This is a genomic window from Cryobacterium algoricola (genome assembly GCF_004402485.1).
Lineage (GTDB): Bacteria > Actinomycetota > Actinomycetes > Actinomycetales > Microbacteriaceae > Cryobacterium > Cryobacterium algoricola.
Genome location: NZ_SOFG01000023.1, coordinates 45,066 through 59,405, shown reverse-complemented (window position 1 = coordinate 59,405; position 14,340 = coordinate 45,066). Strand labels below are relative to the sequence as shown.

At 69.3% G+C, this 14,340-nt stretch carries 11 protein-coding genes and 1 tRNA gene; 9 read left to right on the top strand and 3 right to left on the bottom strand.

Going from position 1 to position 14,340, the window contains the following annotated elements; all coding sequences use genetic code 11:
* Window positions 1–16: 16 nt before the first annotated feature.
* Window positions 17–1,546, top strand: coding sequence for a CYTH and CHAD domain-containing protein (locus E3O44_RS16290; RefSeq protein ID WP_134535827.1), 1,530 nt, complete (start codon window positions 17–19; stop codon window positions 1,544–1,546).
* A gap of 26 nt (window positions 1,547–1,572) precedes the next feature.
* Here the strand turns inward: E3O44_RS16290 and E3O44_RS16285 are convergent, their stop codons facing one another.
* On the bottom strand, window positions 1,573–2,064 hold the full coding sequence (locus E3O44_RS16285) for a MarR family winged helix-turn-helix transcriptional regulator (RefSeq protein ID WP_134535826.1): 492 nt from the start codon (window positions 2,062–2,064) through the stop codon (window positions 1,573–1,575).
* A gap of 124 nt (window positions 2,065–2,188) precedes the next feature.
* Between E3O44_RS16285 and E3O44_RS16280 the strand changes: the two genes are divergently transcribed.
* The 3 genes from E3O44_RS16280 (at window position 2,189) to E3O44_RS19405 (ending at window position 4,745) form a co-directional block, all read left to right on the top strand.
* Window positions 2,189–2,260 (top strand) — tRNA-Gln (locus E3O44_RS16280).
* Between the two features lie 82 nt (window positions 2,261–2,342).
* A complete protein-coding gene (gene glmU, locus E3O44_RS19410; RefSeq protein ID WP_174775097.1) occupies window positions 2,343–3,767 on the top strand; it encodes a bifunctional UDP-N-acetylglucosamine diphosphorylase/glucosamine-1-phosphate N-acetyltransferase GlmU in 1,425 nt (474 codons plus the stop codon).
* The gene (locus E3O44_RS19405) at window positions 3,768–4,745 is read left to right on the top strand and encodes a ribose-phosphate diphosphokinase (protein ID WP_134448255.1); all 978 of its coding nucleotides are present in this window, start codon (window positions 3,768–3,770) and stop codon (window positions 4,743–4,745) included.
* A gap of 96 nt (window positions 4,746–4,841) precedes the next feature.
* Here the strand turns inward: E3O44_RS19405 and E3O44_RS16270 are convergent, their stop codons facing one another.
* The gene (locus E3O44_RS16270) at window positions 4,842–5,228 is read right to left on the bottom strand and encodes a hypothetical protein (protein ID WP_134535825.1); all 387 of its coding nucleotides are present in this window, start codon (window positions 5,226–5,228) and stop codon (window positions 4,842–4,844) included.
* A gap of 135 nt (window positions 5,229–5,363) precedes the next feature.
* Complete coding sequence (gene gndA, locus E3O44_RS16265) at window positions 5,364–6,767, bottom strand: NADP-dependent phosphogluconate dehydrogenase (RefSeq protein ID WP_134536009.1); 1,404 nt, start codon at window positions 6,765–6,767, stop codon at window positions 5,364–5,366.
* A gap of 357 nt (window positions 6,768–7,124) precedes the next feature.
* Between gndA and E3O44_RS16260 the strand changes: the two genes are divergently transcribed.
* From E3O44_RS16260 to hisS, 5 genes are all read left to right on the top strand, one after another.
* A complete protein-coding gene (locus E3O44_RS16260) occupies window positions 7,125–7,754 on the top strand; it encodes a 50S ribosomal protein L25/general stress protein Ctc (RefSeq protein WP_134535824.1) in 630 nt (209 codons plus the stop codon).
* A 49-nt stretch (window positions 7,755–7,803) separates the two neighbouring features.
* Window positions 7,804–8,385: an aminoacyl-tRNA hydrolase gene (gene pth / locus E3O44_RS16255; RefSeq protein ID WP_134535823.1), complete on the top strand. Its 582-nt coding sequence runs from the start codon at window positions 7,804–7,806 to the stop codon at window positions 8,383–8,385.
* A gap of 99 nt (window positions 8,386–8,484) precedes the next feature.
* Complete coding sequence (gene mfd / locus E3O44_RS16250; protein ID WP_134535822.1) at window positions 8,485–12,168, top strand: transcription-repair coupling factor; 3,684 nt, start codon at window positions 8,485–8,487, stop codon at window positions 12,166–12,168.
* Window positions 12,165–12,932: a nucleoside triphosphate pyrophosphohydrolase gene (locus tag E3O44_RS16245; protein ID WP_241976387.1), complete on the top strand. Its 768-nt coding sequence runs from the start codon at window positions 12,165–12,167 to the stop codon at window positions 12,930–12,932. The genes mfd and E3O44_RS16245 overlap by 4 nt, the downstream gene beginning before the upstream one ends.
* Window positions 12,933–12,980: 48 nt before the next feature.
* A complete protein-coding gene (gene hisS, locus E3O44_RS16240) occupies window positions 12,981–14,258 on the top strand; it encodes a histidine--tRNA ligase (RefSeq protein ID WP_134535821.1) in 1,278 nt (425 codons plus the stop codon).
* The last annotated feature ends 82 nt before the right edge of the window (window positions 14,259–14,340 follow it).

Genomic DNA, 14,340 nt, shown 5'->3' with positions numbered 1-14,340 from the left:
GCGTACACTGTCGTGCATGAATGCCGTGGATTTCGCAGAGATCGAGCGCAAGTACGACGTCGACGCGGCATCCGTTCTACCGCCCCTGCAGGACCTGCCCGGGGTGACCTGGGTGGATGCCCCGATCGAGCAATCGCTCGACGCCGTCTACTACGACACGGCAGACCTCACCCTTGCCGCACACCGGATCACGCTCCGGCGACGCACCGGCGGGGACGATGCGGGGTGGCACCTCAAGCTTCCCTCCGGGGTCGAGGGGCGCGGCCCGGACGAGCGCCGTGAGGTGCACGAGCCGCTCGGGAGCGACCCCGAGCTCGTGCCCGCCGGGCTCCAGCAGCGCGTGCGCGTGCTCGTGCGCGACCAGGTGCTCGTGCCCGTCGTGCGGCTCCGCAATCACCGGATCGTGCACGTGCTGCGCGGCGAGACCGGTGCCGTGCTCGCCGAGGTTTGCGACGACAGCGTCCGGGCGGACCGCCTCGCACCCGGCCCGCTCAGCCAGGACTGGCGGGAATGGGAGATAGAACTCGTCGAGGGCACTCCCGCGCTCCTCGATGCCGTCGCGGACGCGTTCGCCGCCGGGGGAGTCAGCCGTGCGGGCTACCCCTCCAAGCTCGGCCGCGCCCTCGGCGACCGTCTCCCGGCCAACGCCCCGGCCGCTCCGCCCGCCCCGACGAGGTCGAGCACGACGGGCGCGCTGCTGCTCGCCTACCTCGACACCCAGATGCGCGCGCTCGTGCGCCAGGACCCGCTCGTGCGCCGCGACGACGCCGAAGCCGTGCACCAGATGCGGGTCGCGACCCGGCGGATGCGTTCGGTACTGGCCAGCTATCGCGACCTGCTTCCCGGCGGGCTCGCGACCGCCCTCGGCGATGAGCTCCAGTGGATCGCCCGGGTGCTCGGGGCCACCCGCGACAACGAGATCCTGCACCACAACCTGGCCAGGTTGCTGTCGTCGGAACCGGCCAAGCTCGTCGTTGGACAGGTGGGAAAGCGCCTGGACGCGTACTTCGCGGCCGATCTCACCGCCGCGCAGGCGTACGCGGACGTCGCCCTGGACAGTCCGCGGTACTTCCGGCTCCTCGATGCCCTCGACGCCCTCATCGCAGACCCGCCGTTCACCGCGCTCGCCAAGAAGCCGGCCCGCTCCGTAGCGCCGTCGATCATCTCGCGCGACGCCGACCGGCTGCGCAAGGCCGTCCGCGCCGCACGCAAGGTGCCGCAGGGCCCCGACCACGATGCCGCCCTGCACGAGGTGCGCAAGATCGCCAAGCGCCTCCGGTACTCGACGGAGTCGGCGCTGCCCCTGAGCCCGAAACGGGCGGCGCGGCTGGTGGCCTCCGCCCGGCTCGTCCAGGACATCCTCGGAGAGCACCACGACAGCGTCGTAGCCAAGGGGGTCCTGCTCAAACTCGGAATGCAGGCCTACATCGAGAACGAGAACTCGTTCACCTACGGTCGCCTGCATGCGACAGAGCAGTTCCGCGGCGCCCACCTCGAGAGCCGGTTCCGCTCGGCGTGGAAGAGCTTCCCGAAGTCCGCCCTGTAGGCGGCCCGGCCAGGCGAGGGGTCGGCTCAGTCGAAGTCGAGGCTGAGTTTGCGGAGCAGGGAGGCGAGGCGTTCGCGTTCTCCCGCCGTGAGGGTGGAGAGCAGTTCGGCCTCCGCGTCCACGAGGCGCGTGATCGCGGCGTCGACCCGGATCAGCCCGTCGGGGTTCATCACGACGAAGATGCCGCGGCCGTCGTTGGGGTCGGTGCGTCGGGTGACGAGGCCGCGCTCGACGAGCCGGTCGATCCGGTTGGTCATGGTTCCGCTCGACACCAGTGTCTGCTGCAGCAGCGCCTTGGGGCTGAGCTCGTATGGCGCGCCCTCGCGGCGGAGCGCCGACAGCACGTCGAACTCCCACGATTCCAGTTCGGAGCGGGAGAACGCGGTGCGCCTGGCCCGGTCGAGGTGCTTGGCGAGGCGACCGACCCGGCTGAGTACCTGCAACGGGGCGAAATCGAGGTCCGGCCGCTCGCGCAGCCAGGCATCCACGATGCGGTCTACTTCGTCATTGCCGGGCATCGTCCTATTATCCGGCTAGCCGGGGCATCCGCTCACCGGTACAGGTCGTCGACGCGCCCGGCTGTGCGCCGTGTCCGATACTTCTGGCAGACTTATCAGCGTTGGTCGGCCCCGGTCGACGAATTCCGCCGTGGTGTAATGGCAGCACGACAGCCTTTGGAGCTGTTAGGTCCAGGTTCGAGTCCTGGCGGCGGAGCAGTAGATCATTTCCAGTGCTGCATTCCAGTGGCGCCCGCATCCGGTCCCCCCGGCCGGCAATACAGAAGCACGAGGACCCCGTGACCGATTCCCGTCTCGCCATCGTCGTTCTGGCCGCAGGCCAGGGCACCAGGATGAAATCCGCGACCCCCAAGTTGCTGCACCCCCTCGCCGGGCTGCCCATCCTCAGCCACGTGCTCGCGACGGCATCCGCGCTGAACGCCGCGCACGTCGTGACCGTCGTGCGCCACGAGCGTGACCGGCTCGTCGAAATCGTCGAGGCCGACCTGCCCGAGAGCATCGTCGTCGACCAGGACGAGGTGCCGGGAACCGGCCGCGCCGTCGAGCAGGCCATCGAGGCCCTGCCCGTCGACTTCGAGGGTGACGTGCTCGTCGTCAGCGGCGACGTGCCTCTCCTGAACGCGGCGACCCTCGCGAGCTTCATCACCGCGCACCGCGAACGCGCCGTCGCTGCGACCGTCCTGTCCGCCTTCCCCGACGACTCCACCGGTTACGGCCGCATCGTGCGCGACGCGGCCGGAGCGTTCGACCGCATCGTGGAACAGAAGGACGCCAGCCCGGAGGAACGCCTGATCACGGAGACGAACGCCGGTGTGTATGTCTTCGGCATCGCCGAACTGCGTGCTCAGCTCGCCCTCATCACCACCGAGAACGCCCAGGGCGAGAAGTACCTCACCGACGTGATCGGCCTGCTCCGTAAGTCCGGCTCCGACGTGCGTGCCGTCCCGGTGGCGGATGCCTGGCTCGTCGCCGGCATCAACGACCGGGCCCAGCTCGCCGAGTCCGCCCGGCAGCTCAACGCGCTCATCGTGCGCGGCTGGCAGCTCGCCGGCGTGACCGTGCAGGACCCCGCGACGACCTGGATCGACCTCGCCGCCGCGATCGCGCCCGACGTCACGATCAAGCCCGGCACCCAGATCCTCGGGGCGACGGTCATCGAGACCGGCGCCGTGGTCGGACCGGACACGACCCTCGTGGACTGCGAGATCGGCGCGAACGCCGAGGTGAAGCGCACGGACGCGACCCTCGCGGTGATCGGCGCCGGCGCATCCGTCGGCCCGTTCTCCTACCTGCGGCCCGGAACCATTCTCGGCGCCGACGGCAAGATCGGCACCTTCGTCGAGACCAAGAATGCCGTCATCGGAGAGGGCAGCAAGGTGCCGCACCTGAGCTACGTTGGCGACGCGACGGTCGGCGTGCACTCCAATATCGGGGCAGGGACGATCTTCGCGAACTACAACGGCGTGACGAAATCGCCGAGCGTCGTGGGGTCGCATGTGCGCACCGGGTCGCACAACGTCTTCGTCGCGCCCGTTAGGATTGGGGACGGGGCTTACACCGGTGCCGGAACCATCGTTCGCAAGGACGTACCGGCCGGAGCTTTGGCTCTCACCGTGGCCCCACAACGCAATATGGACGGCTGGGTTCAGACCAACCGCCCGGGAACCGACGCGGCGGAAGCCGCGGCTAAGAGCGGAGACTAGGTGCCTGGAATCAATGCCAGCGGCGAGAAACGACTTGTATTGGTTTCGGGGCGAGCACACCCACAATTGGCACTGGACATCGCCAAGGAGCTCGGTACCGAACTCGTGCACACCGACGCGCGTACCTTCGCGAACGGCGAGATTTATGCCCGTTTCGACGAGAGCGTGCGCGGCAGCGACACCTTCGTGATCCAGTCGCACACCAACCCGATCAATGAATGGCTGATGGAACAGCTCATCATGGTCGACGCGCTCAAGCGGGCCTCCGCCAAGCGCATCACGGTTGTAGCGCCGTTCTACCCTTACGCCCGCCAGGACAAGAAGGGCCGCGGCCGCGAGCCGGTATCGGCCCGTCTCGTCGCCGACCTGTTCAAGGTCGCCGGCGCCGACCGCATCATGTCGATCGACCTGCACGCCGCCCAGATCCAGGGCTTCTTCGACGGCCCCGTCGACCACCTCTTCGCCATGCCGGTGCTGCTCGAGCACTTCCAGGAGAAGCTCGACCCCGCAACGCTCACCGTGGTGTCGCCGGACATGGGCCGCGTCCGCGTCGCCGACATCTGGAGCGACAAGCTCGGAGCCCCGCTGGCGATCATCCACAAGCGTCGCGACCCGCTGGTGCCGAACCGCGTCTCCGTGCACGAGATCGTCGGCCAGGTCTCCGGCCGCGTCTGCCTGCTCGTCGACGACATGATCGACACCGGGCGCACCATCGTCCTCGCCGCCGAGGCACTCCGTGCCGCCGGCGCGATCGGCGTCGTCGTGGCCGCGACCCACGCGGTGTTCAGCCACCCCGCGCTCGAGCTGCTGCAGAACCCGGCGATCACCGAGGTCGTCGTCACCGACACCCTGCCGATCCCGCCGGAGAAGCGCTTCCCGACCCTGACCGTGCTGCCGATCGCCCCGCTCCTGGCCCGCGCGATCCACGAGGTCTTCGACGAGGGATCCGTCACCTCGATGTTCGAGGGCGCCGCGTAACCCGCGCTGCCCCCACCGACGGATGCCCCGCTCACCCGAGCGGGGCATCCGTCGTTAACCGCGACACCCTGGCGGGCGCACGCGGGTGGCGGATGCCTAGGCCGGCACGATCGGTGGGCCGAAGCCCGGCGCGCGGGGGATCAGGCCGAGTGCGATCACCCAGGCCTCCCGCTCGTGCACGTCGATCGCGTAACACTGCCAGCCGAACCCGCCGGGCCCGGCCAGGTCGAAGCGCGCGGTGGACCCCTCCGCGAGCGGGTAGTAGTGGGCGACCGCGACGGAGCACGCGTTCGTGGCGGTCGCGGATGCGATCTGGAGCGACGTGAGGATCCCCGGCACGATCAGGGCCACGAGCCCGAGCAGCACGGCGATGCGCATGACGAGCAGCGTCCGCCTGCTGCGCAGCGGGCGGGCGCTGTCATGCGGCTCATACCCGGCGAGCTCCGGGTGCTCGTGCTGCTCGCTGCCGTCGTCGTCGTTCATCGTGGGCTCCAGTATCCCAAATTCCGGCTCCACTCTCCGCGAGAGCGTAAAAAGTGCCCCTTCCCGCAGCGGGAAGGGGCACTTTCTCCGCTCTCGCGGAGAGCGTTCAGGCTCAGAGAGAGGCGGATGCTTCGACTAGTGGGTGGAGGCTTCCGTGGCGATCTCGGTGCGGTCGCCCGACCACAGGGTGTGGAACACGCCGGGCTTGTCGACGCGCTTGTAGGTGTGTGCTCCGAAGAAGTCGCGCTGGCCCTGCACGAGGGCGGCGGGCAGGCGTTCCGCGGCGAGCGAGTCGAAGTAGCTCAGGGCCGAGGCGAAGCCGGGGACCGGGATGCCGGAGAGCGCAGCCGTCGAGACGACGCGGCGCCAGGCCGACTCACCCGAGGCGACGGCCGCGGCGAAGAACGGGTCGACGAGCAGGGTCGGGATCGACGGGTCGTTCGCGTAGGCATCCACGATGCGGTTCAGGAACTGGGCGCGGATGATGCAGCCGCCGCGCCAGATCGTGGCGACGGCGCCCTTGTCGATGTTCCAGTTGTACTTGGCGGCACCGGCGATGATCTCGTCGAAGCCCTGCGCGTACGCGACGACCTTCGAGGCATAGAGCGCCTGGCGCACGTCGTCGACGAAGGTGTGGCCGACGACGGCGATCTCGGGGCGGGCGCTGATCGAGGCACGCACCGGGCCGCGCTGTTCGGGGTGGCTCGACACGGCACGGGCGAACACGGCCTCCGCGATTCCGGCGACGGGCACGCCGAGGTCGAGCGCGTTCTGCACGGTCCAGACGCCGGTTCCCTTGGAGCCGGCCTCGTCGAGGACGATGTCGATGAACGGCAGGCCGGTCTCGGCGTCGACCTGGCGGAGGACCTCGGCGGTGATCTCGATGAGGTAGCTCTCGAGGTCGCCCTTGTTCCATTCGGTGAACACGTCGGCGATGGCGGCGGGGGAGTGGCCGGTCACGTGGCGGAGCAGGTCGTAGGCCTCGGCGATGAGCTGCATGTCGGCGTATTCGATGCCGTTGTGCACCATCTTGACGAAGTGGCCGGCGCCGTCGGTGCCGATGTGGGTGACGCACGGGACGCCGTCGACGACGGCGGCGATCGACTCGAGGATCGGGCCGAGGGTCTCGTAGGCGAGCGCGGAGCCGCCGGGCATGATGCTCGGGCCCTTGAGCGCGCCCTCTTCGCCGCCGGAGATGCCGGCGCCGACGAAGTTGATGCCGGTCGCGCTGATCGCCTTTTCGCGGCGGATGGTGTCGTGGAAGTCCGCGTTGCCGCCGTCGACAATGATGTCGCCGGGCTCGAACAGCCCGGCGAGCTGGCTGATGACCGCGTCCGTGCCCTTGCCGGCCTGGACCATGATGATGGCGGTACGCGGGCGGCTCAGCGACGCGACGAAGTCCTCGATGGTCTCCGAGGCGACGAAGCCGGCCTCGGGGTGTTCCGTCATGAGGGTCTGGGTGCGCACGTACGAGCGGTTGTAGACCGCGACGGTGTTCCCCTCCCGGCTGGCGAGGTTACGGGCGAGGTTCGAGCCCATCACCGCCAGTCCGACGACGCCAATATTTGCCTGTGCTGCACCGGTTACGGTCACGTTCGCTCCTTCAAAATCGTTGGTTGAGAACCACGTTCAAGGTTAGTCGGTCGGGCTGGGCGCCTGCCCGACCCGGGCGGGCGGATGCTGGTGCGCGGTTCCCCCACACTCCGCTAGGCTTGGCAGTTGAACTTCGGCGAGGGCTGCCAGGCGTGTCACTCGCGCTCGGCATCCGTTATCGACGCGGCGAAATGCTTCACGGCCTTTCCTCACGCGACACGCGTTCGAGTTGAACCAGCACCCATCGCGCGGCCATCGGCTGCGCAACTGATCTGGGCCGTAGCGGCCTGACAAGGAGACATCATGGCTGAGGCCAAGGACAAAAAGGTCATCGACAACAAGATCGACGCCGACCTGCGCACCAAGTTCGGCAAGGGTGCGGCCCGCAAGCTGCGCGTGCTCGGCAAGATCCCGGCCGTCATCTACGGCCACGGCACCGACCCGGTGCACGTTGCACTTCCGTCCCACCAGATCGGCCTGATCCTGCGTCGCGCCAACGCGGTGCTCGAGCTCGAGGTCAACGGCGAGACCCACCTGACCCTCGTCAAGGACGTCCAGAAGGACCCGGTCCGTCAGATCATCGAACACCTCGACCTCATCGTCATCCGCAAGGGTGAGAAGGTCCAGGTTGAGGTCGCCGTGCACCTGACCGGTGAGATCATCGCCGGAAACGTCATCGACCTGGACATCAAGACCCTGCTGCTCGAGGTCGAAGCGACCAACATCCCGCAGAACGTCGTGGTCAACGTCGAGGGCCTCGACGAGGGCGCCCAGATCAAGGCCGGCGAGATCGTCCTTCCCGACGGTGCCGCGCTCATCTCCGATGCAGACGCCGTCGTCATCAGCGTGCACCTGCCCGAGGCCGAGGAAGAGGAAGAGGTCGTGGCTGACGCCGACGCCGAGGCCGCCGTCGTGGAAGCCCCCGCCGAGTAGCATCCGCTTCACAGCTTCTGCCTGATCTCGTCGACCAAGGAGGATTTCCCTGGACGAGAATCTCTGGCTCGTAGTCGGGCTCGGTAACCCCGGGCCCGACTACGCCGGAAACCGCCACAACGTCGGTCACATGGTGACCGCCGTGCTCGCCGACCGACTGTCGGCGAATTTCAAGACCCACAAGACCAACGCGACGGTCGCCTCCGGGCGCAGCTTCCCCGGCGGCCCCGGGCTCGTGCTCGCGACGCCGAACACCTACATGAACGTGTCCGGCGGGCCGGTGTCCGCCCTGCTGCGGTTCTACAAGCTCGAACCGGAGCGACTCATCGTCGTGCACGACGAGCTCGACCTGCCGTTCGACACGCTCAAGATCAAGGTCGGCGGCGGTCACGGGGGCCACAACGGGCTCCGCGACATCATTGCGGCCGTCGGCACGAAGGACTTCGTGCGCATCCGCCTCGGTCTGGGCCGCCCGCCCGGCCGCCAGGCACCGGCTGACTTCGTGCTGCGCGACTTCTCGAAGACCGAGCGCGAGACCCTGCCGAACCTGCTCGAAGACGCAGCGGATGCGATCCAGCTGATCGCCGCCGAGGGCGTCACCGCTGCGCAGCAGAAGTTCCACGCGCCCTGACCCGCCCGCGACAGTGACCTTTCCGGTCGAGAGTTACCGGCGGAACGGTAACTCTCGACCGGAAAGGCGATGGTCGGCGGTGCTGCGTAGAATTACCGGGTGACCCTCCACGGCGTAATTGCCACACTTTTGCGCGCCTCCACGTTCGAGCGAGCCCTCGCGTGCGCGGGCCGCGACGCCGACTTCTCACTCACCGAAGGCCTGAGGGCGCCCGTGCTCGCCGCGCTCCTCGAGCAGCGCGCGCGGCTGGGCAAGGCCCCGGCCCTGCTGGTCATCACCGCGACCGGGCGTGAGTCGGAGTACCTGCACGACAACCTCGACTGCTTCACCGAAGACGCCGAGATCATCGGCTTCCCGGCCTGGGAGACCCTCCCGCACGAACGGCTGAGCCCGAGCGCGGAGATCGTCGGCAAGCGGCTCTTCGCACTGCGGCGGATGCGGGAGTGGGAGGAGACCGAACCGGACCTCCGCCGCCCGCTGATCGTGATCGCATCCGTGCGCGCGGCCCTGCAGCCGGTCGCCGACAACCTCACCGACTTCGCCCCCGTCGTGCTCACGGCAGGCGCCCGCGGCAACGACCTGAGCGCCATCGCCGTGCAGCTCGTCGAGCTCGCGTACACCCGCGTCGACATGGTCACCCGGCGCGGCGAGTTCGCCGTGCGCGGCGGCATCCTCGACGTGTTCCCCTCGATCGCCCCGCACCCGTCCCGGGTCGAGTTCTTCGGCGATGAGGTCGAGCAGATCCGCGCCTTCTCCGTCGCCGACCAGCGCTCCCTGCCGGAACCGGTCGCCTCGGTGAGCCTGCCGCCGAGCCGTGAACTGCTGCTGAGCCCCGCCGTGCGGCAGCGCGCCCGGGAGATGCAGCACGAGTTCCCGAGCCTCGCCGGGCTGCTCGCCAAGATCGCGGAGGGAATCCCGGTCGAGGGCATGGAGAGCCTCGCGCCCGCCCTCGTCGACCGGCTCGTGCCGATCACGCACTACCTCCCCGCCGAAGCCGCCGTCGCCGTGGTCTCGCCCGAGCGCGTCGCCAGCCGGGCGATCAGCCTCGCCGAGACCAACCGGGAGTTCCTCGGCGCCGCCTGGAGCGCGGCGACCGCGGGTGCAGACGCCCCGATCGACCTCGAATCCGGCGACTTCCTCACCCTCGGCCGGCTGCGCGACTCGGTCACGCACACCGCCCCCGGCGCACCGGCCTCCGCGCACGTCTGGTGGACCTTCAGTTCCTTCCAGGCCGCCCCGACGGATGCCCCGGTGCTGCCGGAGCACCGCGAAATCGACGAGCTCCTCACCATCAGGGTCGAGGGCGAGGCGGTCCCCAGCTTCCAGGGCAGCGTCGAGGGCGCCATCGGGCACCTCAGCAGCCGGATGAAGGACGGCTGGACCGTCGGCGTGCTCGCCCAGGGTGCCGGGCTCGTCGAACGCGCCGCCGCCGTTCTCTCCGAGCATGAGCTCCCCGCGCGGATCGTGACCGAATGGCCCGCCCAACCGGAACCCGGCATCGCGTACCTGCTGAAGGCATCCGTCGACCACGGTTTCGAGCTCGCCGAGACGAAACTCACCCTCGTCAGCGAGTCCGAGTTCTACGGACGCACGGTCGGCTACGACGCCCGCCAGGTGAAGAAGCTCGCGAGCCGGCGCAAGAACGTCGTCGACCCGCTGCAGCTGAAGGCCGGCGACCACGTCGTGCACCAGACCCACGGCATCGGACGGTTCGTCGAACTGACCCAGCGCGAGGTGTCGAGCGGAGGCCGCAACCCGGTCAAGACCAAGCGCGAGTACCTCGTGCTCGAGTACGCGCCGTCCAAGCGCGGGCACCCCGGCGACAAGCTCTTCGTGCCCACCGACCAGCTTGACCTCGTCAGCCGGTACATCGGCGGCGAGGCTCCCGCGCTCAGCAAGATGGGCGGCAGCGACTGGTCGAGCGCGAAGTCGAAGGCCCGGCACGCGGTGCGGGACATCGCCGTCGAGCTGGTCAAGCTCTACTCGGCACGCATGGCGAGCAAGGGCCACGCCTTCGGTCCGGATACCCCGTGGCAGCGCGAGCTCGAGGAGGCGTTCCCGTTCGCGGAGACCCCCGACCAGCTCACGACCATCGACGAGGTCAAGGCCGACATGGAACGGCCCATCCCGATGGACCGGCTGCTCTCCGGCGACGTCGGTTTCGGCAAGACCGAGGTCGCCGTGCGTGCCGCCTTCAAGGCGATCCAGGACGGCAAGCAGGTCGCGATCCTGGTGCCGACGACCCTGCTCGTGCGCCAGCACATGGAGACGTTCCAGGAACGCTTCGCCGGCTTCCCCGTGCACATCCGGGCGCTGAGCCGGTTCCAGACCGAGAAGGAATCCCGGGAGACGATCGCCGGCATCCTCGACGGCACCGTCGACCTCGTGATCGGCACCCACCGGCTCCTGACCGGGTCGATCATCTTCAAGGACCTCGGGCTCGTCATCATCGACGAGGAGCAGCGGTTCGGCGTTGAGCACAAGGACGCCCTCAAGAAGCTCAAGACCAACGTCGACATCCTCGCGATGAGCGCGACGCCGATCCCGCGCACGCTCGAGATGGCGGTCACCGGCATCCGCGAGATGTCGACCCTCGCGACCCCGCCGGAGGACCGGCACCCCATCCTCACCTTCGTCGGGCCATACTCCGACCGGCAGGTCGCCGCCGCGATCCGGCGCGAGCTGCTCCGCGAGGGCCAGATCTTCGTCGTGCACAACCGGGTGTCGAGCATCAACCGGATCGCCGCGCACCTCGCCGAACTCGTGCCCGAGGCCCGCATCGCCGTCGCCCACGGGCAACTGCCCGAGGCGCAGCTCGAGCAGGTCGTCGTGGACTTCTGGGAGCGCAAGTTCGATGTGCTCGTCTCCACGACGATCATCGAGACCGGGCTCGACATCGCCAACGCGAACACGATCATCATCGACCGGGCGGACAAGTTCGGGCTGAGCCAGCTCCACCAGCTGCGCGGCCGCGTCGGCCGCGGCCGGGAGCGCGCGTACGCGTACTTCCTCTACGACGAGAACAAGCCGCTCACCGAGATCGCCCACGACCGGCTCTCGACGATCGCCGCGAACAACGAGCTCGGCGCGGGCATGCAGGTCGCCCTGAAAGACCTCGAGATCCGCGGAGCGGGCAACCTGCTCGGCGGCGAACAGGCGGGGCACATCGCCGGCGTCGGCTTCGACCTCTACCTGCGCATGATCGGTGAGGCCGTGAGCGCCTTCCGCGGCGACGTCGCAGAGGGCCAGACCGAGCTCCGGCTCGAGCTGCCCGTCGACGCGCACATCCCCGAGGACTACGTCGACAGCGAGCGTCTCCGCCTCGAGGCCTACCAGAAGCTCTCCGCGGCGAGCTCCCCGACCGCGGCCAGGGACCAGATCGACCTCGTGCTCGACGAGCTCACCGACCGCTACGGCGAGCCGCCGCAGCCGGTGCAGAACCTGATCCTGGTCTCCCGGCTGCGCTGGCTCTCCCAGCAGGCCGGCCTGAGCGAAGTCGTCGCGATGGGCTCCAACCTGCGGGTCGCCTCGGCCGACCTCGCCGACTCGATGCAGGTGCGCCTGAAGCGGATGTACCCCGGCTCGCGGTACACCGTCGCAACCGGGGCCATCATGGTGCCGATGCCGCGGATCAACGACGAACCGCTCGGCGACGCGGCCCTGATCGCCTGGGCGGGTTCCCTGCTCGCGGCGATCTTCCCCCGCCCGGTCGAGGAACCGGTCGCCCCCGCCGCTCCGCCGGCGACGGCGCAGAAGAACCCCAACCCCAGGAGGTCGTCGTGACCGACACCAGCCCGCTCGACCCGTCCGTCGATTCTCGGATCGACACCCCGATCGACGTCCTGATCCGGACGGTCGCCCGGCTGCGCGCCCCCGACGGCTGCCCGTGGGACGCGGAGCAGACCCACGCTTCGCTCGTACCCTACCTGCTCGAGGAGAGCCACGAACTGATCGAGGCGATCGAGGCGGGCGGTCGTGAGGAACTCCTCGAGGAGCTCGGCGACGTGCTCTACCAGGTTCTCTTCCACGCCGATCTCGCCGCGCATACCGCCGGGGAGGACTTCGACCTGCAGGATGTCGCCGCGCGTTTGACCCGGAAACTCGAGGGCCGGCATCCGCACGTCTTCGGAGACCTCGACCTCGCGACCGCCGACGACGTCGCCGCAGCCTGGGACGGCTTCAAGGCCACCGAGAAGCCCGGCCGCACGAGCGTGCTCGACGGCATTCCGCAGGGAATGCCCGCGCTCGCCCTCGCCGACAAGGTCCTCGGGCGCGCCCAGAAGATCGGGCTGCTCGACGCGGACGGCGCCGACTTCCCGCTCCCGCTCGAGAGCGAGGACGAGCTCGGCCCGCTGTTGCTCGCGATCGTCTCGGCGGCGAAGGCCCGCGGCCTCGACTCCGAGCGCGCCCTGCGCACGGCCGTCCGCGGCCTCCAGGATGAGATCCGCGCGGCGGAACTCGACAGCGCGGAGTTCGCGGGTGCGGCGGATGCCGCCACCGACTTCTCGGATGCCGGCATCATCGGCCTCCCCACCGAGAACGACTGAATCGCCGCCGGGCCGGGTCGCCCGGCCCGACCTGAGACAATGGGTTCCATGGCAACACAGGTGACCCCGCCGCGCGGCATGCGCGACTTCCTCCCCGCCGAGAAGGCCGGCCGCGAGCACGCACTCGGCGTGATCCGGCGCAGTTTCGCCGCCCACGGCTTCGACGAGATCGAGACCCCGGTCATGGAGGACTCCGCCCGGCTGCACTCCGGCCTCGGCGGCGACAACGAGAAGCTCGGCTTCGCGGTGCTCAAGCGCGGCCTGGCCCCGGCAGACGCCCTCGCCGCCGCGGAGTCCGGCGACCTGCTCGGCCTCGCCGACCTCGGCCTCCGCTTCGACCTCACCGTGCCGCTCGCCCGGTTCTACGCGACGCACCGCGCCGCCCTGCCCACGGTGTTCCGTGCCATCCAGATCGCCCCGGTCTGGCGGGCCGAACGCCCGCAGAAGGGCCGCTACCGCCAGTTCGTGCAGTGCGACATCGACATCATCGGCGAGGCCGGCCCGCTCGCCGAGATCGAGCTCATCACCGCGACGATGGCCGCCCTCGACGCCCTCGGCCTCACCGGCTGCTCGGTGCGCATCAACGACCGCCGCATCCTCACCGCCCTGCTCGCGCACTGGAACGTTCCCACGGACCTCAACGAGCGCGCCCTGATCACGATCGACAAGCTCGACAAGATCGGCGTCGACGGAGTCGTCACCGAACTCGAGGGCCTCGGCATCCCGACCGACGGCATCGCGGAGACCCTCCGCTCGATCGCGTCCGCGGGCTGGGACCTGCTCGGCTCCGCGAGCGAACCCGACGCTGCCGCCGCACCCGCCTGGCTCGACCCCGCCGCATACGCCGACCTGCTCGCCCTCCGCGACACCCTCCCCGGCGCCGACCTCGTCTTCGACCCGACCCTCGTGCGCGGCATGGGCTATTACACCGGAACGATCTTCGAGATCGCGCACCCCGAGCTCGGCTATTCGCTCGGCGGCGGCGGCCGGTATGACGGCATGATCGGCCGGTTCCTCGGCGTCGACGTTCCGGCGTGCGGTTTCTCGATCGGCTTCGAACGCATCGTCGACCTGCTCGGCGACGCCGGCGCATCCGCCGAGAACGCCGTCGTGCTCATCCACGAGAAGGACGCAGCGCCCGGCCGCCTCGTCGCCCTGAAGACCGCACTTGTCGCCCAGGGACTGCGCGTCCGGCTCGAACACCGCACCAAGAACCTCAAGGCCCTGCTCGGCCGGGCCGCCGAGGCGGGCTATGGGCGGTACGCCTTCGTCACCGATGAAACAGCGGATGCCGCCACGCTCGAGTTCCGTCCGCTCGCGGGCTGATTCCCGCGCCCGGAGCCTCCGTCGCTAGACTGTTACATGATTGGAACACAACGTCGTCTTCCTGCACGTTCCCCCCAAACCA